This window comes from Pseudomonas sp. FW305-20 (genome assembly GCF_058788075.1).
Window position 1 is genome coordinate 128,775 of record NZ_JBYTAJ010000011.1, and the last position, 25,136, is coordinate 153,910.

21 protein-coding genes are annotated in these 25,136 nt (G+C 60.2%); 15 read left to right on the plus strand and 6 right to left on the minus strand.

Going from position 1 to position 25,136, the window contains the following annotated elements:
* Nucleotides 1–10: 10 nt before the first annotated feature.
* From AC3WP4_RS12375 to gap, 5 genes are all read right to left on the minus strand, one after another.
* The gene (locus AC3WP4_RS12375) at nt 11–2,602 is read right to left on the minus strand and encodes a TonB-dependent receptor (protein WP_102616681.1); all 2,592 of its coding nucleotides are present in this window, start codon (nt 2,600–2,602) and stop codon (nt 11–13) included.
* Between the two features lie 122 nt (nt 2,603–2,724).
* Nucleotides 2,725–3,693 carry a FecR family protein gene (locus AC3WP4_RS12380; protein WP_102616682.1) on the minus strand — a complete coding sequence of 323 codons (969 nt, stop codon included), beginning with the start codon at nt 3,691–3,693 and terminating at the stop codon, nt 2,725–2,727.
* Nucleotides 3,694–3,817: 124 nt separating this feature from the next.
* Nucleotides 3,818–4,336 carry an RNA polymerase sigma factor gene (locus AC3WP4_RS12385; protein ID WP_074879418.1) on the minus strand — a complete coding sequence of 173 codons (519 nt, stop codon included), beginning with the start codon at nt 4,334–4,336 and terminating at the stop codon, nt 3,818–3,820.
* A 90-nt stretch (nt 4,337–4,426) separates the two neighbouring features.
* A complete protein-coding gene (locus tag AC3WP4_RS12390; RefSeq protein WP_076028384.1) occupies nt 4,427–4,891 on the minus strand; it encodes a methylglyoxal synthase in 465 nt (154 codons plus the stop codon).
* Nucleotides 4,892–4,918: 27 nt separating this feature from the next.
* The gene (gene gap / locus AC3WP4_RS12395; protein ID WP_074879402.1) at nt 4,919–5,920 is read right to left on the minus strand and encodes a type I glyceraldehyde-3-phosphate dehydrogenase; all 1,002 of its coding nucleotides are present in this window, start codon (nt 5,918–5,920) and stop codon (nt 4,919–4,921) included.
* A 220-nt stretch (nt 5,921–6,140) separates the two neighbouring features.
* Between gap and edd the strand changes: the two genes are divergently transcribed.
* The 11 genes from edd to AC3WP4_RS12450 all read left to right on the plus strand — a co-directional run bounded on the left by edd (nt 6,141) and on the right by AC3WP4_RS12450 (nt 19,995).
* Complete coding sequence (edd, locus tag AC3WP4_RS12400; protein ID WP_074879399.1) at nt 6,141–7,967, plus strand: phosphogluconate dehydratase; 1,827 nt, start codon at nt 6,141–6,143, stop codon at nt 7,965–7,967.
* The gene (locus AC3WP4_RS12405) at nt 7,964–8,917 is read left to right on the plus strand and encodes a glucokinase (protein ID WP_074879396.1); all 954 of its coding nucleotides are present in this window, start codon (nt 7,964–7,966) and stop codon (nt 8,915–8,917) included. The genes edd and AC3WP4_RS12405 overlap by 4 nt, the downstream gene beginning before the upstream one ends.
* A gap of 161 nt (nt 8,918–9,078) precedes the next feature.
* The gene (locus tag AC3WP4_RS12410; protein ID WP_010457397.1) at nt 9,079–9,810 is read left to right on the plus strand and encodes a response regulator; all 732 of its coding nucleotides are present in this window, start codon (nt 9,079–9,081) and stop codon (nt 9,808–9,810) included.
* A complete protein-coding gene (locus AC3WP4_RS12415) occupies nt 9,800–11,269 on the plus strand; it encodes an ATP-binding protein (protein ID WP_074879393.1) in 1,470 nt (489 codons plus the stop codon). The genes AC3WP4_RS12410 and AC3WP4_RS12415 overlap by 11 nt, the downstream gene beginning before the upstream one ends.
* Before the next feature lie 262 nt (nt 11,270–11,531).
* On the plus strand, nt 11,532–12,791 hold the full coding sequence (locus AC3WP4_RS12420) for a D-mannose isomerase (protein ID WP_102616683.1): 1,260 nt from the start codon (nt 11,532–11,534) through the stop codon (nt 12,789–12,791).
* A 117-nt stretch (nt 12,792–12,908) separates the two neighbouring features.
* Nucleotides 12,909–14,216, plus strand: coding sequence for an ABC transporter substrate-binding protein (locus AC3WP4_RS12425; protein WP_102616684.1), 1,308 nt, complete (start codon nt 12,909–12,911; stop codon nt 14,214–14,216).
* A 158-nt stretch (nt 14,217–14,374) separates the two neighbouring features.
* Nucleotides 14,375–15,283 (plus strand): carbohydrate ABC transporter permease, encoded by a 909-nt coding sequence (locus AC3WP4_RS12430; protein WP_007902369.1) that lies wholly within the window; start codon nt 14,375–14,377, stop codon nt 15,281–15,283.
* Nucleotides 15,276–16,121: a carbohydrate ABC transporter permease gene (locus tag AC3WP4_RS12435; protein ID WP_102616685.1), complete on the plus strand. Its 846-nt coding sequence runs from the start codon at nt 15,276–15,278 to the stop codon at nt 16,119–16,121. The genes AC3WP4_RS12430 and AC3WP4_RS12435 overlap by 8 nt, the downstream gene beginning before the upstream one ends.
* Nucleotides 16,122–16,124: 3 nt before the next feature.
* Nucleotides 16,125–17,285 (plus strand): ABC transporter ATP-binding protein, encoded by a 1,161-nt coding sequence (locus AC3WP4_RS12440; RefSeq protein WP_102616686.1) that lies wholly within the window; start codon nt 16,125–16,127, stop codon nt 17,283–17,285.
* A 197-nt stretch (nt 17,286–17,482) separates the two neighbouring features.
* On the plus strand, nt 17,483–18,829 hold the full coding sequence (locus AC3WP4_RS12445) for a carbohydrate porin (protein WP_074879383.1): 1,347 nt from the start codon (nt 17,483–17,485) through the stop codon (nt 18,827–18,829).
* Between the two features lie 311 nt (nt 18,830–19,140).
* Nucleotides 19,141–19,995 carry a D-hexose-6-phosphate mutarotase gene (locus tag AC3WP4_RS12450; RefSeq protein ID WP_102616687.1) on the plus strand — a complete coding sequence of 285 codons (855 nt, stop codon included), beginning with the start codon at nt 19,141–19,143 and terminating at the stop codon, nt 19,993–19,995.
* A 109-nt stretch (nt 19,996–20,104) separates the two neighbouring features.
* Here AC3WP4_RS12450 and AC3WP4_RS12455 read toward each other — a convergent pair whose 3' ends face one another.
* Nucleotides 20,105–20,965 (minus strand): MurR/RpiR family transcriptional regulator, encoded by an 861-nt coding sequence (locus AC3WP4_RS12455; protein ID WP_173667542.1) that lies wholly within the window; start codon nt 20,963–20,965, stop codon nt 20,105–20,107.
* 239 nt (nt 20,966–21,204) lie between these two features.
* On the opposite strand from AC3WP4_RS12455, the gene zwf reads away from it, so the two are divergent.
* From zwf to AC3WP4_RS12475, 4 genes are all read left to right on the plus strand, one after another.
* A complete protein-coding gene (zwf, locus tag AC3WP4_RS12460; protein WP_074879375.1) occupies nt 21,205–22,674 on the plus strand; it encodes a glucose-6-phosphate dehydrogenase in 1,470 nt (489 codons plus the stop codon).
* The gene (gene pgl, locus AC3WP4_RS12465) at nt 22,661–23,374 is read left to right on the plus strand and encodes a 6-phosphogluconolactonase (RefSeq protein WP_074879372.1); all 714 of its coding nucleotides are present in this window, start codon (nt 22,661–22,663) and stop codon (nt 23,372–23,374) included. Before zwf ends, pgl begins: the two co-directional genes overlap by 14 nt.
* Before the next feature lie 17 nt (nt 23,375–23,391).
* Nucleotides 23,392–24,057 (plus strand): bifunctional 4-hydroxy-2-oxoglutarate aldolase/2-dehydro-3-deoxy-phosphogluconate aldolase, encoded by a 666-nt coding sequence (locus AC3WP4_RS12470; protein ID WP_008151112.1) that lies wholly within the window; start codon nt 23,392–23,394, stop codon nt 24,055–24,057.
* 351 nt (nt 24,058–24,408) lie between these two features.
* Nucleotides 24,409–25,134: an intradiol ring-cleavage dioxygenase gene (locus AC3WP4_RS12475; RefSeq protein ID WP_074879369.1), complete on the plus strand. Its 726-nt coding sequence runs from the start codon at nt 24,409–24,411 to the stop codon at nt 25,132–25,134.
* Nucleotides 25,135–25,136: the final 2 nt, after the last annotated feature.

Sequence of the window (25,136 nt, forward strand, 5' to 3'; positions counted from 1 at the left end):
GGTGGCAGGGTCAGATATCCCAGACCAGATTGACCGCGAAGTTGCGACCCGGTTGGGTCAGGCGATCGAGGTTGGCCGGGCTCAGCACTGCCGCTTCGCCGACGCTGTCGTAACCGCGCACGTCATCCCACAGCCAGTACTTTTTGTCGGTCAGGTTGTAGACGCCAGCGCTGACGGTGACATCGTCGGTGACCTTGTAGAAACCGGTCAGATCGAGCACGCCGAAGCCCGGCGACTTGAACTGGCTGCTCACACCGTCCGGCGATTTGAAGTTGCTGTCGTCGACGCGATCCTTTTTCTTCACCAGTGTCCAGCTGAGCAAACCACCATAGTTGTCCTGGTCGTAACCGAGACCGAACACACCGGTCAGCGGGTTGACGCTGTTGATCGGCTCGCCGGTGTCGTTGTTGCGGCCGTAGGCGTAGGCCACCGAGCCCTGGGTGTAGAGACCTTGCGGTGCGCCGAGCGCGTCGAGGTTCAGGCGGCCCTTGATCTCTGCGCCCTTGATGGTCGCGTGTTTGATGTTGTTGCTCTGGAAGGTCAGCTCGCTGTAACCGGGGGTGACTGCGTCTTCGTTAATGAAGTCGCGGTACTTGTTATAGAACACCGCCACATCGAATGAGCCGGACTCGAAGTTGCCGCGTAGACCGGTTTCGTAGCTTTTGCTTTTTTCCGGTTCCAGGTCCGGGTTCGGCGCCACGCTATAACCGGTGGTGGTGTTCTCGAAGCGCCCATACAACGCCTTGGCGGTTGGCGTGCGGAAACCTTCAGCGTACTGGCCATACCAGGTGTACTGATCGGTCAGGGCGTAAGTCAGGCCGAACTTGGGTGAAACCTTGTTCCAGGTTTTGTTCTCATCGTTGACGGTACCGCGACCGTCGGCGGCCACGGTATTGAGGAACTCCTGGGTGATGTGCGGCTTGAGCTGGGTGTAGTCGTAGCGCAGGCCCGGCAGGAAGGTCCACTTGTTCCAGCTGATTTCGTCCTGGGCGAACAGGCTGTAGGTATTGATGGTCGGGTCGGGGAAGTCGCTGGATTTCTTCAGCACATCGGCCGCGCTGGTCGCGCCGACGGCCGTACAGCCGCGACCGACCGCCAGGCACTTGCCGTCGCCGCTGCGCGAGCCGGTGACTTTCTGTTGCTTGATAGTGGTGCCGTAAGTCAGCAAGTGCCCGGTGTCAGCGATGTTGAAGGCTTTATCCAGTTGGGCATCGAAGACCCACTGTTTCTCTTCGTAAAGCGTGTCGCGGGTGCGCAGCACTCGACGGGTGATCGGGTAATAGAATTCTTCGGTGCTTTGATCGGTTTTGGCGATCTGGTGGTTCAGGCTCCACTTGACGTTGTCTGCCAGCAGGCTGTCGAGTGCGAAGCTGTGTTCCAGGCCGAAGCGCTCACGGGTAATGGTGTCGTTGCCGGTGCGCCACTGGTACATGCCGCCGGGCAGCATGCTGTTCGGGATCGTCGGCTGGCCGTTGAAGTACGGGCCGCCATAAGCGCTTTTCTGATCGGAGTCGCGATCGTCCTTGTACTTCTCGTAGGTCAGTCCAAGGCGTGAATCTTCGTTGTAGTTCCAGCCGATCTTGGCCAATACGTTGGTGGCTCGTACGTCTTCCGGGTTGGCCGCGGTACGGTCCAGACCGGTGCCGTTGTTGCTGCCAAAGGAATCGGTTTCGTGACCGTCGCGCTGGCTGTAATGCAACAAGCCATCGAACTGATCGGCGCGGCCGGCGACGGTGGCGGACTTCAGCCAGCTCTCGTCGGCGGAGCTGTACCCGGTCTTCAGGCGAGCACCGACGTCCTGGCCGGGCTTGATGATGTCGTCCGCGTCGAGGGTGAAATAGCTGACGGCGCCGCCGATGGCGTTGCTGCCGTAGAGCACCGAGGCCGGGCCGCGCAGAATTTCGACGCGCTTGATGATTTCCGGGTCGACATAGTTACGCTGGGTTTTGGCATACGGGCCGTTGAAGAAGCCGTTTGGAATCTCGACGCCGTCGATCTGGGTCAGGATCCGGTCGCCGTCGATGCCGCGAATGTTGTAGCCGCTGATTCCGCCGCGGGTCCCGGCACCGCCCACCGAGACGCCCGGTTCGTAGCGCACCAGATCCTTGATGGTATTGACGTTGTTGCGGTCCAGCTCTTCACGGGTGTGAACGGTGACGGTGCTCGGCACGCTGGCGATGCTTTGTTCCTGGCGAGTGGCGCTGATGGTCACCTGGTCCAGGTTGAGCGCGCTGCCGTTGCTGCGCTTCTCCAGCACGATGTTATTGGTGCCCAGTTTGCGATAGCTCAGGTTGGTCCCCACCAACAGGCGATCGAGGGCTTTCTCTGGTGGTAGCGAACCCCGTACGCCCGGCGAGGCCACGCCCTCAGCCAGTTCTGCCGGCAAGCCGACCTGCCAACCGGTCACGGCGGTAAAGGCATTGAGTGCCGAGACCAGCGACTGCTGAGGGATGGCGAACGCGTAATCGCCCATGTTGCGGGTCGGTTGCTCTGCCGCGGTGGCGGCGTAGAGCTGAGCGCTGCCGGCCATCAGGATGGCGGCGGTCAGCAGCGACAGCACGCGAGAAGGTGAAGAGGATTGGCGGGTGAGGCGAGAGGACATCGATAGCGCTCCGTGTCGCACGAATCTTTATAGGTGCTGATTGGCATCTGAAGATGCGAATCAATTGCATTGGCTATAACGAGACGTACGGAAGTTGGCTATCGAGTAAAAATAATTCTCATTTAGTTCAAAATCACCAGCGCCGGAAATTCCTGGAGCCGCGCCGAGGTGATCTGGGCCAGCGAACGGACCACGTCCAACGGCTGGTCGAGGCGGTAATTGCCGGTGACGGCGATGTCGGCCAACTGCTCGTTGTTGTTGATGATCCAGCCGGGATAGTAACGACGCAGCTCCGCCAGCACCTGGCTCAGCGGGCAGTTTTCGAACACCAGTCGGCCCTGGACCCATGCCAGGTCGGTCGCGGCATCGAGTCTGGCGGGGCGATCGAAACCGTTGGGACCGATGCGGATGCTTTGTCCGGCGGACAATCGAATTCGCGCGTCGTCGCGGGTCGCTCGCAAGTCGACATCCCCACGCTGCACCCGAACCTGTGCCACGCCGTCCAGATAGCGCACCGCAAACGCGGTGTCCCGTACGCTGGCCTTGACCGGCCCGGCGTCGATTTCCAGCGGCTGGCCGCGGTCGGCCGCGACCTCGAAAAACGCCTCGCCCTGATACAAACGGGCAACGCGCTGTTGATCGTTGATGGTGCTGGAGAAGGCTGAGTTGGTATTGAGCAGGACCTTCGAGCCATCCTCCAGTTGCAGCCGCTGGCGTTCACCGACCACGGTCAGGTGATCGGCCTGCAGGCGAATCGGCAGATTGCTGAAGCTGAACAAACCGAGGATCAGCACGGCAGCGGTAGCCAAGGGTTTCCAGTGGGGGCGCAGGCGCGACAGGGCGGTCATTTTCGGCGGCCGGGCAGCCAGGCTTTGCGCGCATTGCACAACTTGCTGGCCTTCCCAGATCGCCTTCGCCTTGGCGAACGCCTCGGCATTCAACGCATCGGCGGCCAGCCAATCGTGGAACTGTCGGGTTTGTTCCTCGCTCGGACTGTCCAGCACGATCAGCCAGTCAAGGGCCTGGTCCATCGCGCTTGCGGGGTCCCGCGCCGGAGGGGCGGGGGGAGGCACTGGAAGCGTGTCCGTCACGGTGTTTCCTCGGCAGTGTCTTGGCACCGCTGTTTTTTTAATGAAGCTTGAAAGTGGGGCAAGGGTAGCAAAGCCCGATAACCAGTGCAGGTCATCCTCACACATAGAGAATCAACCTACAGATTCAGTCGCCGTTTAACCGCTCGGCCACGCCGATGCAGATCGCCATGATCAATTTCAGCTCCTTTTGCACCGTGCTCAACGACACGCCGAGCTTCTCGGCGATTTCCAGATAGCTGTGCCCGTGCAGACGGCTGAGGATGAAAATCTGCTGCTGACGGGCGCTGAGTTCATTGAGGCTCACGTTCAAGCGCTCAAGCAATTGTTCGGCATGGGCGGCGTCCTCGGCACTGCTGGCGGGGGCGGCGACGCTTTCCACAACGTCCAGCGGCACGTCTTCGAGCATCGTGCGGGACTGAATACGCCGCGCACGCAAATGGTCCAGCGCCAGGTTGCGGGCAGTCTGGAAAACGAAGGGTTCAAGGTGATCGATGGCCCGCTCGCTGAGCGCCCGGGTCACTCGCAGGTAGGTCTCCTGCAGGAGGTCTTCGGCGGTGCTGTGATTGTTGACCATCCGCTCCAATGTGCGCAGCAGAGAGACTCGCTGAGCGATGAAGACGTGATTGAAGCGAGATTGACTCACGGGAGGACCTGATCCATTTCGAGCGAATGATAATGCTTATCATCCGCTCGAGTGGTCAAGTATTGATTTGTGAAGCTGATTTCCGAAGGGCTAGGCGCGGCCCAACAGATAGGTCGCGTAATCGGGGATCCGATGGTCGTGCGCCTGTTCCATCATCGGACTGCTGAGCAGGTAGTCGGCGCTGCATTCATTACACGCCACCGGAATGTTCCATACTGCCGCGACTCGCAGCAATGCCTTGATATCCGGGTCGTGCGGTTGTGGTTCGAACGGGTCCCAGAAGAACACCAGCATGTCGACCCGCTGCTCGGCGATTCGCGCACCGAGTTGCTGGTCGCCGCCCAATGGGCCGCTGATCATGCTCTCCACAGGCAAATCCAGGCGTTGTTGCAACAACAACCCGGTGGTGCCGGTGGCGACCAGTTCATGCTGTGCGAGCCGGTCTTTCTGTCGCTCGGCCCAGTCCAGCAAAAACACCTTGCAGTGGTCATGGGCGACCAAGGCAATACGCTTGCGCGCTGCCATGGTCTTTTGCGTAAAGCTGATACCGATCATCGGTGCTGCTCCTGCTCGTAGCTTCGCTTACTCGGCGTTGCACAGCGCCAGGCAGTTATCGAGCATGCGGTTGGAGAAGCCCCATTCGTTGTCATACCAGGCCAGCACCTTGAGCAGCTTGCCGCTGGACTTGGTGTGGTTGGCGTCAAAGATCGACGACAGCGGGTTGTGGTTGAAGTCGCTGGAGACCAGCGGCAGGGTGTTGTAACCGAGAATCTTCGAGTGCTGGCTGGCTTCTTTCAGCAGCGCGTTCACTTCATCGGCCGACGCTTCGCGCTTGAGTTGCACGGTCAGGTCCACCAGTGACACGTTGATTACCGGCACGCGTACCGACATGCCGGTCAGTTTGCCCGCCAGTTCCGGCAGCACCAGACCGACGGCTTCAGCCGCGCCGGTTTTGCTCGGGATCATGTTCTGGGTGGCCGAACGCGCACGATACGGGTCGACATGATAGACGTCGGTCAGGTGCTGATCGTTGGTGTAGGCGTGAATAGTGGTCATCAGGCCGCTTTCGATACCCAGCTCGCGGTGCAACACTTGGGCCACCGGGGCCAGGCAGTTGGTGGTGCACGAAGCATTGGAAATGATCTGGTGCGATTGGCGCAGAATGTCGTGGTTAACGCCATACACCACCGTGGCGTCGGCACCTTTGGCCGGGGCCGAGATGATCACTTTGCGTGCACCGGCCGTAATATGCGCGGCGGCTTTGGCGCGATCGGTGAACAAACCGGTGCATTCGAATACAACGTCGATCTGCTCGGCAGCCCACGGCAGCTCGGCCGGGTTGCGAATGGCGCTGACAGAAATACGGTCACCGTTGACGGTCAGGCTTTCCCGATCATGCTGGACATCGGCATCGAACGTGCCGTGAACAGTGTCGTACTTGAGCAGATGAGCGTTCATCTCGCTGTCGCCCAGGTCATTGATGGCAACAATCTGCAGATCCTGGCGATACCCTTGGGTATACAGTGCGCGCAGGACGTTACGGCCAATTCGGCCAAAACCATTGATTGCGATTCGAAGAGTCATTTAACAGGGCCGCCGTCGTTTTGTTGTTGGAATTACAAGATTATTCGCATAAAAATAGAAAACAAGCCTTTTTAATGGCAATATTTTGTTCAATCTACAACGAGTGACCTGAATCAACTGGTCCGACCGATCAAGAAAACCGCCTGTCATCCCATCGACAACGGCTCTTGCTCAGCATAGACAATCAGGTCGCCACATCCGTTAGCCTGGAGTTCTAAACATGCATCCCCGCGTCCTTGAGGTCACCGAACGGCTTATCGCCCGTAGCCGCGCCACGCGTGAGGCTTACCTTGCACTGATTCGTGGTGCTGCCAGCGACGGTCCCATGCGCGGCAAGCTGCAATGCGCCAACTTCGCCCATGGCGTGGCCGGTTGCGGCACCGACGACAAGAACAGTCTGCGGATGATGAACTCCGCGAACATTGCGATTGTTTCGTCCTACAACGACATGCTCTCGGCGCACCAGCCGTACGAAGTCTTTCCTGAACAGATCAAAAAGGCCCTGCGCGAAATCGGCTCCGTCGGCCAGTTCGCCGGCGGCACCCCTGCGATGTGCGATGGCGTGACCCAAGGCGAGCCGGGCATGGAGCTGAGCCTGCCGAGCCGTGAAGTGATTGCGCTGTCGACCGCCGTGGCGCTGTCCCACAACATGTTCGACGGCGCGCTGATGCTCGGCATCTGCGACAAGATCGTCCCGGGTTTGATGATGGGCGCGCTGCGTTTCGGTCATCTGCCAACGATCTTCGTGCCGGGCGGGCCGATGGTCTCGGGCATTTCCAACAAGCAGAAAGCCGATGTGCGCCAGCGTTATGCCGAAGGCAAGGCCAGCCGCGAGGAACTGCTGGAATCGGAGATGAAGTCCTACCACAGCCCTGGCACCTGCACCTTCTACGGCACCGCCAACACTAATCAGTTGCTGATGGAAGTCATGGGCCTGCACTTGCCGGGCGCCTCTTTCGTCAACCCGAACACCCCGTTGCGCGATGCCCTGACCCGTGAAGCGGCGCATCAAGTCACGCGTCTGACCAAGCAGAACGGCGACTTCATGCCGATCGGCGAAATCGTCGACGAGCGTTCGCTGGTCAACTCCATCGTGGCCCTGCACGCCACCGGCGGCTCGACCAACCACACCTTGCACATGCCGGCGATCGCCATGGCGGCAGGCATTCAACTGACCTGGCAGGACATGGCCGACCTCTCCGAGGTGGTGCCGACCCTGAGCCACGTCTACCCGAACGGCAAAGCCGATATCAACCACTTCCAGGCCGCGGGCGGCATGTCGTTCCTGATCCGCGAACTGCTGGAAGCCGGCCTGCTCCACGAAAACGTCAACACCGTGCTCGGCCACGGCCTGAGCCGCTACACCGTGGAACCGTTCCTCGATAACGGCGAACTGGTCTGGCGCGAAGGCCCGATCGAAAGCCTCGACGAAACCATCCTGCGTCCGGTCGCTCGCGCGTTCTCGCCAGAGGGCGGCTTGCGGGTGATGGAAGGCAACCTCGGCCGCGGTGTCATGAAAGTGTCCGCCGTCGCGTTGGAAAACCAGGTCGTCGAAGCACCGGCCATGGTGTTCCAGGATCAGCAGGATCTGGCCGATGCGTTCAAGGCTGGTTTGCTGGAGAAGGATTTCGTCGCGGTAATGCGCTTCCAGGGCCCACGCTCCAACGGCATGCCGGAGCTGCACAAGATGACGCCGTTCCTCGGCGTGCTGCAGGATCGCGGCTTCAAAGTGGCGCTGGTCACCGACGGACGCATGTCCGGTGCGTCGGGGAAAATCCCGGCGGCGATTCACGTCAGTCCCGAAGCATATGTGGGCGGCGCTTTGGCGCGGGTGCAGGAGGGCGATATCATTCGCGTCGATGGCGTCAAAGGCACTCTGGAGCTTAAGGTGGACGCCGAAGAATTCGCAGCGCGCGAACCTGCCAAAGGCCTATTGGGCAACAACATCGGCAGCGGTCGCGAACTGTTTGGTTTCATGCGCATGGCCTTCAGCTCCGCAGAGCAGGGCGCCAGCGCCTTTACTTCTGCCCTGGAGACGCTTAATTGAAACTGGCTTTGGTCGGTGACATCGGTGGCACCAACGCACGTTTCGCGTTGTGGAAAAACCAGCAGCTGGAATCGGTCCAGGTGCTGGCAACGGCCGACCATGCCAGCCCGGAAGAGGCGATTGCCCTCTACCTGAGCGGGCTTGGCCTGGCGCCGGGTTCGATCGGTTCGGTGTGCCTGTCGGTCGCCGGCCCGGTGAGCGGTGATGAATTCAAGTTCACCAACAATCACTGGCGACTTAGCCGCAAGGGGTTTTGCAAGGCCTTGCAGGTGGATCAACTGTTGCTGGTCAACGACTTCTCGGCGATGGCGCTGGGCATGACCCGTTTGCAGCCCGGCGAATTTCGCGTGGTCTGTGAAGGCACGCCGGAACCGTTGCGGCCGGCGGTGGTGATCGGTCCGGGGACCGGCCTCGGTGTTGGCACGTTGCTGGATCTGGGTGAAGGACGGTTTGCCGCGTTGCCGGGGGAGGGAGGTCACGTCGATTTGCCGCTGAGCAGCCCGCGGGAAACACAGTTGTGGCAGCACATCTTCAATGAGATCGGCCATGTCAGCGCTGAAACGGCCTTGAGCGGCAGCGGTTTGCCGCGGGTTTACCGGGCGATTTGTGCGGTGGACGGACATGAACCGGTGCTCGATACCCCGGAGTCGATCACGGCGGCCGGCCTGGCCGGTGACCCGATTGCCCTGGAAGTGCTTGAGCAGTTCTGCTGCTGGCTGGGCCGTGTGGCCGGCAACAACGTGCTGACCACAGGCGCGCGCGGCGGTGTGTACATCGTCGGCGGGGTGATTCCACGGTTCGCCGATTTCTTCATCGAAAGCGGCTTTGCCCGGTGCTTTGCCGACAAGGGCTGCATGAGCGATTACTTCAAAGGCATCCCGGTGTGGCTGGTGACGGCGCCTTATTCCGGCCTTGTTGGCGCGGGTGTGGCGCTGGAGCAAGCACAGTAATGATCGTTCCCATGCTCCTGCGTGGGAATGCAGCCCGTGACGCTCCGCGTCACTGGACGCGGAGCGTCCCTTGAGGCATTCCCACGCAGAGCGTGGGAACGATCGAATTTACGCACGATCAGGCATAATCCGCCCAATTCAAACAACAAGGACGCCGCCCCGTGAGCTCAGTCAACAAGTCGATTTTGTTGGTCGATGACGATCAAGAGATACGCGAGTTGCTGGACACCTACCTGACCCGCGCCGGTTTCCAGGTTCGTACCACGCCCGACGGCGCAGGCTTTCGTCAGGCGATGAACGAGGCGCCGAGCGATCTGGTGATCCTCGATGTGATGCTGCCGGACGAAGACGGCTTCAGCCTCTGCCGCTGGATCCGCCAGCACCCGCGTCAGGCGCAGGTGCCGATCATCATGCTTACCGCCAGCTCCGACGAGGCCGACCGCGTCATCGGTCTGGAACTGGGCGCCGACGATTACCTCGGCAAACCCTTCAGCCCGCGTGAATTGCAGGCGCGCATCAAAGCCCTGTTGCGTCGTGCGCAGTTCGGGCAGGAGCGCTCCGGTGGTGAAGTGCTGGCCTTCGATGACTGGCGGCTGGACATGGTCAGCCATCGCCTGTTCCACATCGACGGCGAAGAAGTGATTCTCTCCGGTGCGGATTTCGCGCTGCTGAAACTGTTCCTCGATCACCCTCAGGAAATCCTCGACCGCGACACCATCGGCAACGCCACCCGTGGCCGTGACTTGATGCCGCTGGACCGCATTGTCGACATGGCCGTCAGCCGTTTGCGCCAGCGTCTGCGCGACACCGAAAAACCGCCGCGGCTGATCCGTACCGTGCGCGGCAGCGGCTACCAACTGGCCGCCAATGTGGTTGCCAGCAATGGCCACTGAATTTTTCCGCAAACTCGCCGCGCGGATTCCCGTGCCGCGTTCGTTGCTCGGGCGGATGTTGCTGCTGACGTTGTTGGCGGTGTTGTTCGCCCAGACGTTGTCGAGCGTGATCTGGGTCTCGCAATTGCGCGCCACCCAACTTGAAGGCCTGGTCACCAGCGCCCGTAGCCTCGCTCATTCGATGACCGCCAGCGTCAGTTATTTTCGCTCGCTGCCGGTAGCGTTTCGGCCATTGGTACTCGACCAGTTGCGCAGCATGGGCGGCACCCGTTTTGTGGTGACGCTCAACGACAAACCCTTGGGCATGGAAGTGCTGCCGATCACCCCGCGCAAGGAAGCCGTGCTCAAAGCGGTGGATGAAGTGCTGCGCCAGTCCCTGGGCCAGGACACGGATATCTCGGTGACGTTCGTCAGTCCTGAAGACCTGCGGATCTTCAACGGCGGCCTGAAACTCGATGAATTGCCGCGCTCCTGGGCGCACTACGCGCTGACCCTGGAACCGGTGAACCCGCCAGTATTGGTCACGCAAATCCAGATGGCGCCGGGCGAGTGGCTGTACATCGCCTCGCTGTTGCCCGAGCCCTACACCAGTCTTGAAGAGCAAGGCCTGCCGGCGCAGCAAGTCTGGTTCATCGTGCTCACCAGCGGCTTCTTGCTATTGTTCATCGGCCTGCTGGTGCACTGGCAGAGCCGGCCGCTCAAGCGTTTGGCGCGGGCTGCACGGGACATGTCCCTCGGCGCCGAAGTCGAGCCAGTGGCGGAGGGTGGCGGCAGTGAAGTGGTCGAAGTCGGCCGCGCCTTCAATGCGATGCGCGAACGCATCAGCCGTTACCTGACCGAGCGCAGCCAGTTGTTCAGCGCGATTTCCCATGACTTGCGCACGCCGATTACCCGCTTGCGGTTACGCGTTGAACTGCTCGAAGACGAAACGCTGCAAGCCAAGTTCGGCCGTGATCTGGATGAGCTGGAGCTGCTGGTCAAAGGCGCGCTGCAATGCGTGAAAGACACCGACATCCACGAAAACATCGAGCCGGTGGACCTCAACCATGTCCTTGATTGTCTGGTGGAGCCGTACCTGGCGCCCAACGGCAATGGTCGCGTTACTCAGCAAGGGCGTGCGCTGGCGGCGTATCCGGGGAAACCCCTGGCGCTCAAGCGTTGCATCGGCAACCTGATCGACAACGCCTTGAAGTATGGGCAGAAAGCGCACTTGCACATTGATGACGACCAGAGTGCGTTCATCCTGCATGTGGACGATGAAGGGCCTGGCGTGCCGGAACAGCGGATGGAGCAGGTGTTCGAGCCGCACTTTCGTCTGGCCGGACAGCAGCAGGGTTATGGGTTGGGGTTGGGGATTGCGCGAAATATTGCGCATAGCCATGGCGGTGAGGTCAGCCTGCAGAATTTGCGTGAAGGCGGGTTGCGCGTGACGTTGCAGTTGCCGCGTAGTGTTGATTAGCCTGTGGCGAGGGGGCTTGCCCCCGGCCGGGGCGAAGCAGTCGCAAATCTGCCAATACATTTCTTCCAGGTAAACCGTGGTGACTGTTTGGGACCGCTTCGCGGTCCAACGGGGGCAAGCCCCCTCGCCACAAGTAATCGCTCACCCCAATATCTCGGTCAATGTCACAGCCCGGTGACATAACTCGCCCCCTTCGTTACAAGCCCGCCACCGCCCGTTGTTTAGACTGCTCCCAGTCATAACAACAAAAAAAGGCAGCCCCATGGACATCTTCCAACCCGCTTTCAGCAGTTGGCTGAACGCCCCCGCGCATCAGCAATGGCTCGCCGCCGAAGGCCTGCGGCTGCTGGCGTTTGCCAAGGCTTCGAAGCTTGCCGAAGGTTTCGGCAATCTTGATGAAAAGGGCTGCCTTGCGGCCAACGCCCACGCCGAAACCATGAACACCGCGCGCATGACCCACAGCTTCGCCATGGCCCACATCCAGGGCTTGCCGGGTTTCGCCGAGCTGGTGGATCACGGCGTCAAAGCCCTCAGCGGCCCATTGCGTGACGCCGAACACGGCGGCTGGTTCGCTGCTCCCGAGCATCGCGACGGCAACACCGATAAAGCCGCTTACCTGCACGCCTTCGTCGCGCTGGCCGCCAGTTCTGCGGTGGTCGCTCAGCGTCCCGGCGCGCAGGCCTTGCTCGACGATGCCATCGACATCATCGACACGCATTTCTGGAGCGAGGAGGAGGGCGCGATGCGCGAATCCTTCAACCGCGACTGGAGTGAAGAGGAAAGCTATCGCGGCGCCAACAGCAACATGCACGCCACCGAAGCCTTTCTCGCGCTGGCCGATGTCACCGACGATAACCGCTGGCTGGTCCGCGCCCAGCGCATCGTCGAGCGGGTGATCCACGGTCACGCCGCTGCCAACGATTACTTGGTGGTCGAGCATTTCGACCGCGACTGGCAACCCTTGCGCGAATACAACCACGACAACCCGGCCGATGGTTTTCGCCCCTACGGCACCACGCCAGGCCACGGTTTCGAATGGGCGCGGTTGATGCTGCATCTCGAAGCGGCGCGGGTTAAGGCCGGGATGCTCACGCCAGGCTGGCTCGCCGGCGACGCGCAAAAACTCTTCGACCACAACTGCCGTCACGGCTGGGATGTCGACGGGGCGCCCGGGATTGTCTACACCCTCGACTGGGACAATCGCGCCGTGGTTCGCCATCGCCTGCACTGGACCCATTGCGAAGCCAGCGCCGCCGCCAGCGCGCTGCTAAAACGCACAGGCGATGCGCAATACGAACGCTGGTACCGACTTTTCTGGGAATTCTGCGACAGCCATTTCATCGACCGCGAAAGCGGCAGCTGGTACCACGAACTCGATCCGCAGAACCGCCCGAGCGCCGATATCTGGGCCGGTAAACCCGATCTTTATCACGCCTGGCAAGCCGTGTTGATCCCGCGATTGCCTCTGGCGCCAAGCTTGGCGACTGCCCTGGCACAGTTATCCCAGAGCGCTCCTGTGTAACCATGTGGTGACATTCGAACGTCCCTTCGTTACCTGCGAAGGGGCATCCCCTGTTTAGAATCCTATGCAGCGCAAGCACCAGACTTGCATGCATAACAACAAGAAAGGTAATACTAGATGAATGCGATTTCTCGCCTCGCTACTGTCATTTCTCTCGCGTCACTGCTTCCCCTGTCTGCATTCCCGCTGAGTGCGCTTGCCGCCGATTCCAAAGGTTCGGTGGAAGTCGTTCACTGGTGGACCTCTGGTGGTGAAAAGGCCGCGGTCGATGTCCTGAAGGCTCAAGTCGAAAAAGACGGCTTTACCTGGAAGGACGGCGCAGTCGCCGGTGGCGGCGGTTCCACTGCCATGACCGTACTCAAAAGCCGCGCCGTCGCCGGTAACCCGCCGGGCGTTGCCCAGATCAAAGGTCCGGACATCCAGGAGTGGGGCAGCACTGGCCTGCTCAGCACCGACACCCTCAAAGACGTTGCCAAGTCCGAAGGCTGGGATGGCCTGCTGTCGAAAAAAGTCTCCGACACCGTCAAGTACGAAGGTGACTACGTCGCCGTGCCGGTGAACATTCACCGCGTCAACTGGCTGTGGATCAACCCGGAAGTCTTCAAGAAAGCCGGGATCGAAAAAGCCCCGACCACCCTCGAAGAATTCTATGCCGCTGGCGACAAGCTCAAAGCCGCAGGCTTCATCGCGCTTGCCCACGGTGGCCAGCCTTGGCAGGACAGCACCGTGTTTGAAGACGTGGTGCTCTCGGTCATGGGCGCCGACGGTTACAAGAAAGCCCTGGTAGACCTGGATCAGAAAACCCTCTCGGGCGCCGAGATGACCAAGTCGTTCACCGAGCTGAAAAAACTCACCGGCTACATGGACCCGAACCGCGCCGGTCGTGACTGGAACATCGCTGCCGCCGACGTCATCAACGGCAAGGCCGGCATGCAGATGATGGGCGACTGGGCGAAGAGCGAATGGACCGCTGCCAATAAAGTAGCCGGCAAGGACTATCAGTGCGTGCCATTCCCGGGCACCGAAAAAGCCTTCACCTACAACATCGACTCGATGGCTGTGTTCAAGCTCAAGGCCGATCGCAAAGGCGACATCGCCGCTCAGCAGGATCTGGCCAAGGTCGCGCTGGGTAAAGACTTCCAGAAAGTCTTCAGCATCAACAAAGGCTCGATCCCGGTGCGCACCGACATGCTTAACGACATGAGCACGCTGGGCTTCGATTCTTGCGCTCAAGCGTCCGCCAAGGATTTCCTTGCAGACGAGAAGACGGGCGGCCTGCAACCGAGCATGGCGCACAACATGGCCACTTCCCTGGCTGTGCAGGGCGCGATCTTCGATGTGGTCACCAACTTCATGAACGACAAGAACGCTGACCCGGCCAAGGCCAGCGCCCAACTGGCATCGGCCGTCAAAGCCGCCCAGTAATCCCTGACGCCGCGTGACCCTGTGTGGGAGCGGGCTTGCTCGCGATAGCTGACTGACATTCAACATGGATGTCGACGGATACACCGCTATCGCGAGCAGGCTCACTCCTACAAGGGATCGCCGTGCCGATTTCTTTCCTCTTCACCTGGATTATCCCGATGAGCTCTGTGGCGGTTTTCAGCAAAGCCTCACCGTTCGACGCATTGCAGCGCTGGCTTCCCAAGCTGGTTTTGGCGCCAAGCATGCTGATCGTCCTGGTTGGTTTTTACGGTTACATCATCTGGACATTCGTTCTGTCCTTCACCAATTCGAGCTTCATGCCGAGCTACAAATGGGTCGGCCTGCAGCAATACATCCGCCTGATGGACAACGATCGCTGGTGGGTCGCGAGCAAGAACCTCGCGGTGTTCGGCGGCATGTTCATCGGCATCAGCCTGGTGCTGGGGGTGTTCCTCGCGGTGCTGCTGGATCAGCGCATTCGCAAGGAAGGCTTCATCCGCACCGTTTACCTGTACCCGATGGCGCTCTCGATGATCGTCACCGGTACCGCGTGGAAATGGCTGCTCAACCCAGGCCTGGGCCTGGACAAGATGCTGCGTGACTGGGGCTGGGAAGGCTTTCGTCTCGACTGGCTGGTGGATCAGGATCGCGTGGTGTATTGCCTGGTGATCGCCGCCGTTTGGCAAGCCTCCGGGTTTGTAATGGCGATGTTCCTGGCCGGCCTGCGGGGTGTCGATCAATCGATCATCCGAGCTGCGCAAGTCGACGGAGCGAGCCTGCCGACCATCTACCTGAAGATCGTATTGCCGAGCCTGCGCCCGGTGTTCTTCAGCGCCTTCATGATCCTCGCGCACATCGCGATCAAGAGCTTCGACCTGGTGGCGGCAATGACCGCGGGTGGCCCGGGCTACTCGTCCGACCTGCCGGCGATGTTCATGTACTCCTTCACTTTCAGCCGTGGCCAGATGGGCATTGGTTCGGCGAGCGCCATGATGATGCTCGGCGCGATCCTGGCGATTCTGGTGCCGTACCTGTACTCCGAATTGCGAGGCAAACGCCATGAGTAATCAACTTGGCAAACCGGGCATCAGCTTCAGCCGCATCGCGATCTACGCAACTCTGTTGCTGGCCGCGGCGATCTATCTGGTCCCGCTGGTGGTGATGCTGCTGACCAGTTTCAAATCCCCGGAAGACATCCGCACCGGCAACCTGCTGAGCTGGCCGCAAGTGATTGACGGCATCGGCTGGATCAAGGCCTGGGACAGTGTCGGCAGCTACTTCTGGAACTCGGTGAAAATCACTGTGCCGGCGGTTCTGATCTCCACGTTCATCGGTGCCATGAACGGTTATGTGCTGTCGATGTGGCGCTTCCGCGGTTCGCAACTGTTTTTCGGCCTGTTGTTGTTCGGCTGCTTCCTGCCGTTCCAGACCGTGCTGCTGCCAGCGTCGTTCACCCTCGGCAAGATCGGCCTGGCCAACACCACCACCGGCCTGGTGCTGGTGCATGTGGTTTACGGCCTGGCGTTCACCACGCTGTTCTTCCGCAACTACTACGTGAGCATTCCGGATGCGCTGGTCAAGGCGGCGCGGCTGGATGGCGCGGGCTTCTTCACGATTTTCTGGAAGATCCTGCTGCCGATGTCGATCCCGATCGTGATGGTCTGCCTGATCTGGCAGTTCACCCAGATCTGGAATGACTTCCTGTTCGGCGTGGTCTTCGCCAGTGGCGATGCACAGCCGATTACCGTGGCCCTGAACAACCTGGTCAACACCAGCACCGGGGCCAAGGAATACAACGTTGATATGGCCGCCGCGATGATCGCCGGGCTGCCGACACTGCTGGTCTACATATTCGCTGGCAAGTATTTCCTGCGTGGGCTGACGTCCGGCGCGGTCAAGGGGTAGAACATGGCAACTCTCGAATTACGCAACGTCAACAAGACTTACGGTGCCGGTTTGCCGGACACCCTGAAAAACATCGAACTGAAGATCAATGACGGTGAGTTCCTGATCCTCGTCGGTCCATCGGGCTGTGGTAAGTCCACGCTGATGAACTGCATCGCCGGTCTGGAAAACATCAGCGGCGGCGCAATCCTGGTGGACGACGCCGACATCAGCGGCATGAGCCCCAAAGATCGCGACATCGCCATGGTGTTCCAGTCCTACGCGCTGTACCCGACGATGAGCGTGCGCGACAACATCGCGTTCGGCTTGAAGATTCGCAAAATGCCTGCCACCGAAATCGACGAAGAAGTCGCTCGTGTGGCCAAGCTGTTGCAGATCGAACATTTGCTCGCCCGCAAACCCGGCCAGCTCTCTGGTGGTCAGCAACAGCGCGTGGCAATGGGCCGGGCGCTGGCGCGGCGGCCGAAGATTTACCTGTTCGACGAACCGCTGTCCAACCTCGACGCCAAGCTGCGCGTCGAGATGCGCACCGAAATGAAACTGATGCACCAGCGCCTGAAAACCACCACGGTCTACGTGACCCACGACCAGATCGAAGCCATGACCCTGGGCGACAAAGTGGCGGTGATGAAGGACGGGATCATCCAGCAGTTCGGCACGCCCAAAGACATCTACAACAACCCGGCCAACCTGTTCGTGGCGAGCTTCATCGGTTCGCCGCCGATGAACTTCATCCCCCTGCGCTTGCAGCGCAAGGAAGGTCGTCTGGTGGCGCTGCTCGACAGCGGTCAGGCGCGCTGCGAATTGCCGCTGGGCATGCAGGACGCCGGTCTCGAAGACCGCGAAGTGATCCTCGGCATGCGCCCGGAGCAGATCGTTTTGGCCGGCAGTGAGCCCAATGGTTTGCCGACCATTCGTGCCGAAGTCCAGGTCACCGAGCCAACCGGTCCCGACACCCTGGTGTTCGTCAATCTCAACGACACCAAAGTCTGCTGCCGTCTGGCGCCGGACGTTGCACCGGCCGTGGGCGAGACCCTGACCCTGCAATTCGATCCATCGAAAGTGCTGTTGTTCGATGCCAAGACCGGTGAACGCCTGGGGGTGGCCGGCCTGCCAAAAACCGAAGCTCACAGCGCCAACGTCGCCCAGTTCAAAGGCAGATAAAGATCAAAAAATGTGGGAGTGAGCCTGCTCGCGATGACGGACTGACATTCAGCATCGATGTCGACTGATACACCGCTATCGCGAGCAGGCTCGCTCCCACAGGGGGGAAATCCATGGCGGGTGGTCTGTAGTCCGTCGTAACCGATGTCACCGCGTTAGATAAAAACAGTTAATAACAATAAAACGAGGATGTAGGGATGAAGAAGAACAACAACGCTCAGCTTATCTGCCAGTTGTCAGCCGTTGCGGCAATGATGTTGGCCGGCAGCGTACATGCGGCTGACGCGTTCAGCGCCGATTCCGAATGGATGACCGGTGATTGGGGTGGCGAGCGGACCAGGCTGATCGAGCAGGGTATCGACATCAAGATGGACTACGTCGGTGAAGTGGGCGCCAACCTCCACGGCGGCTACAACGACGACAAGACTGCGCGTTACGCCGACCAGTTTGGTCTGGGCGTGGCGCTGGACCTGCAAAAACTGTGGGGCTGGGATAACACCCAGGCCAAGATCCAGCTCACCAACCGTAACGGTGAGAACATTTCCAATGACCGCGTCGGCGACCCGCGTGCCGGCACCTTGAGTTCGTCCCAGGAAGTCTACGGCCGCGGCCATATGGTCCGCCTGACCCAACTGTGGATCAAACACCAGTTCCTCGACGGCAAACTGGACGTCAAGGCCGGTTACTTCGGCGAAGGCGAAGACTTCAACACCTTCCCGTGCGAGTTCCAGAACCTGGCGTTCTGCGGTTCCCAGGCGGGTAACTGGGCAACCAACATCTGGTACAACTGGCCGGTCATGCAGGCTGCGGTCCGCGTGAAGTACAACATTTCGCCTGAGTTCTATGCGCAGATCGGCGCGTACAACCAGAACCCGTCGCAACTGGAGCATGGTAACGGCTTCAAGCTGAGCGGCAGTGGTACCAAGGGCACCGTCTTGCCGGTCGAACTGGTCTGGTTGCCGAACCCTGGCAACCTGCCGGGCGAATACCGTGTCGGTTACTACAAAAGCACGGCCAACGCCGATGACGTCCGCAAGGATGCCGACGGCAATGATGCAGCCACCAGCGGTAACGCCTATCGCAGCCACGATAGCAAACACGGCTACTGGTTCGTGGCGCAGCAACAACTCACCAGCCACAACGGTGACGCGTCCCGCGGTCTGAACATCGCAGCCAACGCCACTTTCCACGACAAGGACACCAACTTCGTCGACAACTATCAGTCGCTGATGTTTGTGTACAAAGGCCCGTTCGATGCACGTCCGAAAGATGACATGGGTATCGGTTTCGCCCGTATCCATGTCAACGATGACGTGAAGAAAAACGCCGAGCTGGTCAACGCCGCCAATGGCGTCACCGACTACCAAGATCCGCTGTTCTCGCCGCTGCGTAGCACCGAGTACAACTACGAGATCAACTACGGCTTCCACGTTACCAACTGGCTGACCGTGCGTCCTAACCTGCAATACATCACTCACCCGGGTGGTGTTGATGAAGTGGACAACGCGCTGGTCGCCGGCCTGAAAATTCAGTCGGTGTTCTAACGCTGTTGCGATAAGCTCCTCTCTATGTGCGCATTTTTGCGGACAGCCATGGCTGTCCGCTTTTTTTTGGGGCTGATCCGCCAGGCGGCTGGCGAAAGCATCGTGGCGAGGGAGCTTGCTCCCGCTCGGCTGCGAAGCAGTCGTAAACGCGGCGAATGCGGTTTGCCTGAAGCACCGCAGTGAATGGTTTTAGGGCAGCTTCGCAGCCCAGCGGGAGCAAGCTCCCTCGCCACAGAGACATTCACTGGCTACAAAAGCGCTGTTGTTTTCAGAGATGGTGAGTACACCCATGATTTTCAGGACCGTGGCACATGCATGAGCATCCGCTACAACGCTTCTTCAAATCCTTGCGCGAACGTCCGGTGTTTGCGTGGGAGCGCTATCAGAAGCGCGACGTGCTGGTGATCGACCATCCGCTGTGTCAGGCGGTGTTCAGTCGCCAGGGTGCGCAATTGCTGCACTTCCAGCCAAAGGGCCAGAAACCCTGGCTCTGGTGCGCCGCGAAGTGGCCGCAGGTCGGTGCGATTCGTGGTGGCGTTCCGGTGTGCTGGCCGTGGTATGGCCGTCATCCGAGCGAAAACGCCTGGCCTTCCCATGGTTGGGCACGGTTGATCGACTGGAAGCTGCTGGACAGCAGCAGTGATGATGATGGCGTGCACCTGCACTGGCAGTTACAGCTGTGCGACTGGCAAGTGGACTTGCACGCGCACTTGGGTGAACGCATGGATTTGCGCCTGAGCACCGAGCATCAGGACAGCCTGCCGTGCCAATTGAGTCAGGCGTTGCATGCGTATTGGCGTATTGGCGACGTCGGCGAGGTAGCGCTGTCTGGCCTGGACGGGGCCCAGGGTTACGACCAGTTGAATCGGCAGATTTGTCATCAGGAAGGCGAATTGCGGGTAGAGGGTGGCTGTCAGCGGGTGTTCCAGCATGACGGTGAATTACAGCTCAAGGACCACGCCTGGCAGCGCGAGTTGTGCATCGATACCGGCAACAGTGCGGACACGGTGGTTTGGCATCCGGGCTCGCGACCGTTGCTGGGCGTGAGCTGGAATGAGATTTCCGAGTTTGTGTGCGTTGAAGCGGCGAGTGGCGGGACCGATAGCTTGAGCCTGGCGCCGGGGGAGAGGGCGCATTTGAGTTTGCAGGCGCGGGTTGGGGCGTGATGATCGTTCCCACGCTCTGCGTGGGAATGCAGCCCGTGACGCTCCGCGTCACTGGACGCGGAGCGTCCCTAGAGGCATTCCCACGCAGAGCGTGGGAACGATCAGTAAGCTAGTTGAATTCATCCCCAATCGGATACCGACTGGCATTCAGGCTTTCCTTGATCTTGCGCAAATGCGGCTGGAAATCCACGCCTCGGCGCAAGGTCATGCCGGTGGCGAGCACATCCAGCACGGTCAGCTGAATGATCCGCGACGTCATCGGCATATAGATGTCGGTGTCTTCCGGCAGCGGAATATTCAGGCTCAACGTGCTGGCCTTGGCCAGTGGCGAACCCTCGGCCGTCAGGCCCAATACCGAAGCACCGTTTTCCCGGGCAATACGCGCCACTTCCACCAGTTCGCGGGTGCGGCCGGTGTAGGAAATGATCACGAACAACTCGCCGGTGTGCGCCACCGACGCAATCATGCGCTGCATCAGCACGTCTGCGTGGGCGGTGACCGCCAGGTTGAAGCGGAAGAACTTGTGCTGCGCATCCAGCGCCACCGGGGCCGAGGCGCCGAGGCCGAAGAAGTGGATCTGCCGGGCCTGGATCAACAGGTCGACGGCGCGGCTGATCAGGTTCGGGTCAAGCGCCTGCAACGCACTGTCCAGCGAGGCGATGGCGCTGCCGAAAATCTTTTTGGTATAGGCCTCGGGATTGTCGTCGGCCTCCACCGCACGGCTGACATACGCGGCACCACTGGCCAGGCTCTGGGCCAATTGCAGCTTGAGTTCCGGGTAGCCGCTGACGCCAAACGAACGGCAGAAACGGTTGACCGTCGGCTCGCTGACTTTTGAGGCCTGGGCGAGGGCGGCGATGCTGAACCGGGTGGCCTGCTCTGGGTTGAGCAGGATGACTTCGGCGACTTTGCGTTCTGCCTTGTTCAGGTCTTCAAGGCGATTCTGGATCTGTTCCAGTAAATTTCGCACGCGGTCCATATATGTTCCTTAGCTCCGCAAACATGAGAGCAATGCAAATAAGGGCCCCGGCTATGCAAATTGGGACTTTGATCGGGCCCGTAACGGTGGCCTATCCTACTGATGGCTCCGACCGACCACCACTCGGAATCTGTATTTTGCGAAAATGTTGTGGTTATTACTACATTTTCCCTTGAGTGATGCCTTGAAAAAAGGTATTTGTAGCTTAACTTGATAAAAGAACAAACATCATGCCTTCGATTACGGTTGAACCGTGCACCTTTGCCTTGTTCGGCGCCCTCGGCGATCTGGCCTTGCGCAAGCTGTTTCCTGCCCTTTATCAGCTCGATGGCGCAGGCCTCTTGCACGAGGACACGCGAATTATCGCGCTGGCCCGTGAGCCGGGCAGCGAGCAGCAGCATTTGGCGTTCATCGCCTCCGAACTGCGCCGCTACGTCGGCGCCAAAGAGCTCGACGAGGCCGTGGTCGAACGCTTCCTGGCCCGCCTGAGTTACTTGCACGTCGACTTCCTCAAGGCTGACGATTATGTCGCCCTGGCCGAGATGGCTGGCAGCGCCCAGCGGGTGATTGCCTACTTCGCCACACCGGCCGCCGTTTATGGCGCGATCTGCGAGAACCTGTCGAAGGTCGGCCTGACCGAAAACACCCGTGTGGTGCTGGAAAAACCCATCGGTTCGGACCTGGAATCCTCGCGCAAGGTCAACGACGCCGTGGCGCAGTTCTTCCCGGAGAACCGCACCTACCGCATCGACCACTACCTGGGCAAAGAAACCGTCCAGAACCTGATCGCCCTGCGTTTCGCCAACAGTCTGTTCGAAACCCAGTGGAACCAGAATTACATCTCCCACGTGGAAATCACCGTGGCGGAGAAGGTCGGGATCGAAGGTCGCTGGGGTTATTTCGACAAGGCCGGCCAGCTGCGGGACATGATCCAGAATCACCTGCTGCAACTGCTCTGCCTGATCGCCATGGACCCGCCCGCCGACCTGTCCGCCGACAGCATCCGCGACGAGAAAGTCAAAGTGCTCAAGGCGCTGGCGCCGATCAGCCCGGAAGGCCTGACCACTCAGGTCGTGCGCGGTCAGTACATCGCCGGTCACAGCGAAGGCAAATCGGTTCCCGGTTACCTGGAAGAGCCGAACTCCAATACCCAGAGCGACACCGAAACCTTCGTTGCGCTGCGTGCCGATATCCGCAACTGGCGTTGGGCCGGCGTGCCGTTTTACCTGCGTACCGGCAAGCGCATGCCGCAGAAGCTGTCGCAGATCGTCATCCACTTCAAGGAACCGTCGCACTACATTTTCGCCCCCGAGCAGCGTCTGCAAATCAGCAACAAGCTGATTATCCGCCTGCAACCGGACGAAGGCATTTCCTTGCGCGTGATGACCAAAGAACAAGGCCTGGACAAGGGTATGCAGCTGCGCAGCGGTCCGTTGCAGCTGAATTTTTCCGACACTTATCGTAGCGCACGGATTCCCGATGCCTACGAGCGGTTGTTGCTGGAAGTGATGCGCGGCAATCAGAACCTGTTTGTCCGTAAAGATGAAATCGAAGCCGCGTGGAAGTGGTGCGACCAGTTGATCGCCGGGTGGAAAAAATCCGGTGATGCGCCCAAGCCGTACGCGGCCGGGTCCTGGGGACCGATGAGCTCCATTGCTCTGATCACGCGGGATGGGAGGTCGTGGTATGGCGATATCTGAATTGAAACTGCCTCAGGGCGTCAGCGCGCATAAGTTCAAAAGCCCGGTGTTGCTGGCCGAAGGCCTGGCGCTGAATGTGGCCAAGCAACTGAGTGACGCGATTGACGCGCGCGGCACCGCGACCCTGGTGGTTTCCGGTGGACGCAGTCCGGTGGCGTTTTTCCAGCACTTGGCCAAGCAGACGCTGGACTGGTCCAAGGTTGTCGTCACCCTGGCCGACGAGCGCTGGGTACCGGTTGAACACGCCGACAGCAATGCCGGTCTGCTCAAGCGTTATCTGTTGCAAGGCCCGGCGGCCAAGGCTCAGTTCCTGAGTCTGTACAGCGCCACGGCCAACCTTGAACAGGCGGCCGAGCAGGCGGATCGTTTGCTCGCGGAATTGCCGCCGATCGACGTGCTGATACTCGGCATGGGCGACGACGGTCACACCGCCTCGCTGTTCCCGAACAGCCCGAACCTGGCCGACGCCTTGAAAGCCGACGGCACACGTCGTTGCTACCCGATGCTGGCGCCGACCGTGCCGCATCAGCGCTTGACCATGAGCCGTGCGCTGCTGGCGTCGGCCAAGCACACCGTTCTATCGATTTCCGGTCAGTCCAAGCTGACCACCCTGAGTGCCGCATTGGCCGGTGACGATGTCGCCGCCATGCCGATTCGCGCGTTTCTGCAACCTACGTTAGAGATTTACTGGTGCCCATGAGCCAAGGAACAGCCGCTATGACAACCCCATCCCCGACCGTTTCCATGGCGGACAAAGTTGCCCTGATCGACAGTCTTTGCGCCAAGGCGCGGATCCTGCCGGTGATTACCATCGCTCGCGAGCAAGACATCCTGCCGCTGGCCGACGCCCTCGCGGCCGGTGGCCTGACAGCCCTGGAAGTGACCTTGCGCTCACAGTTCGGCCTCAAGGCTATCCAGATTCTGCGTGAGCAGCGTCCGGAACTGGTGACCGGTGCCGGCACTGTGCTCGATCGCAACATGCTGGCGGCTGCCGAAGCGGCCGGTTCGCAGTTCATCGTCACGCCGGGCATCACCCGTGACCTGCTCGAAGCCAGCGTCAACAGCCCGATTCCGCTGTTGCCGGGCATCAGCAACGCCTCCGGCATCATGGAAGGCTACGGCCTGGGTTATCGCCGCTTCAAGTTGTTCCCGGCGGAAGTCAGCGGCGGCGTCGCGGCTATCAAGGCCCTCGGCGGCCCGTTTGGCGAAGTGAAATTCTGCCCGACTGGCGGCGTCAGCCCGGCCAACATCAAGAGCTACATGGCGTTGAAAAACGTGATGTGCGTGGGCGGTAGCTGGATGCTTGATCCGGAGTGGATCAAGAACGGCGACTGGGCCCGCATTCAGGAATGCACCGCCGAGGCACTGGCGCTGCTGGACTGATCGGCTTTTACCAAACACTTCGTTGTGTGTTCTACGGCTTTACGGTGCGCTTGGTCGGTGCACCGTTTTTTTTTGCCCAATGAAAACCCTCTTGGCTGTCGACTCGCTCTTTGTAGCAGCTGTCGAGCCCCAGCGAGGCTGCGTTCGGTTCGGGCCGCGATCGGACGTAGCAGTCGTAAATCCGGCTTAAGCGGTCTGCCTACGTACCGCAATCTCTGGTTTTACGACTGCTGCGCAGCCGAACGCAGCCTTCGGCAGCTGCTACAGATCGACATCATGCGATACATAGTTACCGCACCTCGCTGCTCGGCCAGCGTTAACCTGCGTTCTTCTTATGGAAGAGAGAACGTCATGGAAGACAACACTCCGATTTCACCCGCACCCGCGGTTTACCTGCTTTCACCCGAACAGATCGCCGGTCCTTATTTCCGCAATGCGAAACTGATCAGACGAAACATCAGCGAAGGGATGGATGGCATTCCCTTGGTGCTGAGGCTGACGATCGTCGATGCCATGACCGGTCAACCGGTGACTGACGCGCTGGTGGATATCTGGCATTGCAACGCACGCGGGGCGTATTCGGGCTGGAGCAAGGTCAATCCAGACACGGAAATCGACGTCGACGACATAGGCTCGATCCCGCGAACCGACGACGACACTTACCTGCGAGGCGGGCAATTTACCGACAAGAACGGCATCGTGCGGTTTACCACGATCTATCCGGGGTTCTACGCCGGCCGAGCGCTGCACATCCACGTCGTGGTACGCATTATGGAAGGCAACAACTACCTGGAAGAGCGGCATGTTGCCTGGGTCGGTCAGCTCTACTTTCCCGAAGTCGCCTCGCGCTCGGTACTCAACGCCAAGGAGTACCGTGGTCGAGCCGTTTCGCCGCTGACCAACGATCAAGACTTTTTCTATGAAAACATGGGCGGCGAAGCGTCGACCTTGAACGTTCACACCCTGAGTCGAGACTCGAATATAGACGGCTACTTCGGGCACACGACCATCGGCATCGACACCTTCGCGGTGTCGACGCAGATCAAGCCCGAGGACTTCGACAAACACACCGTGTGACG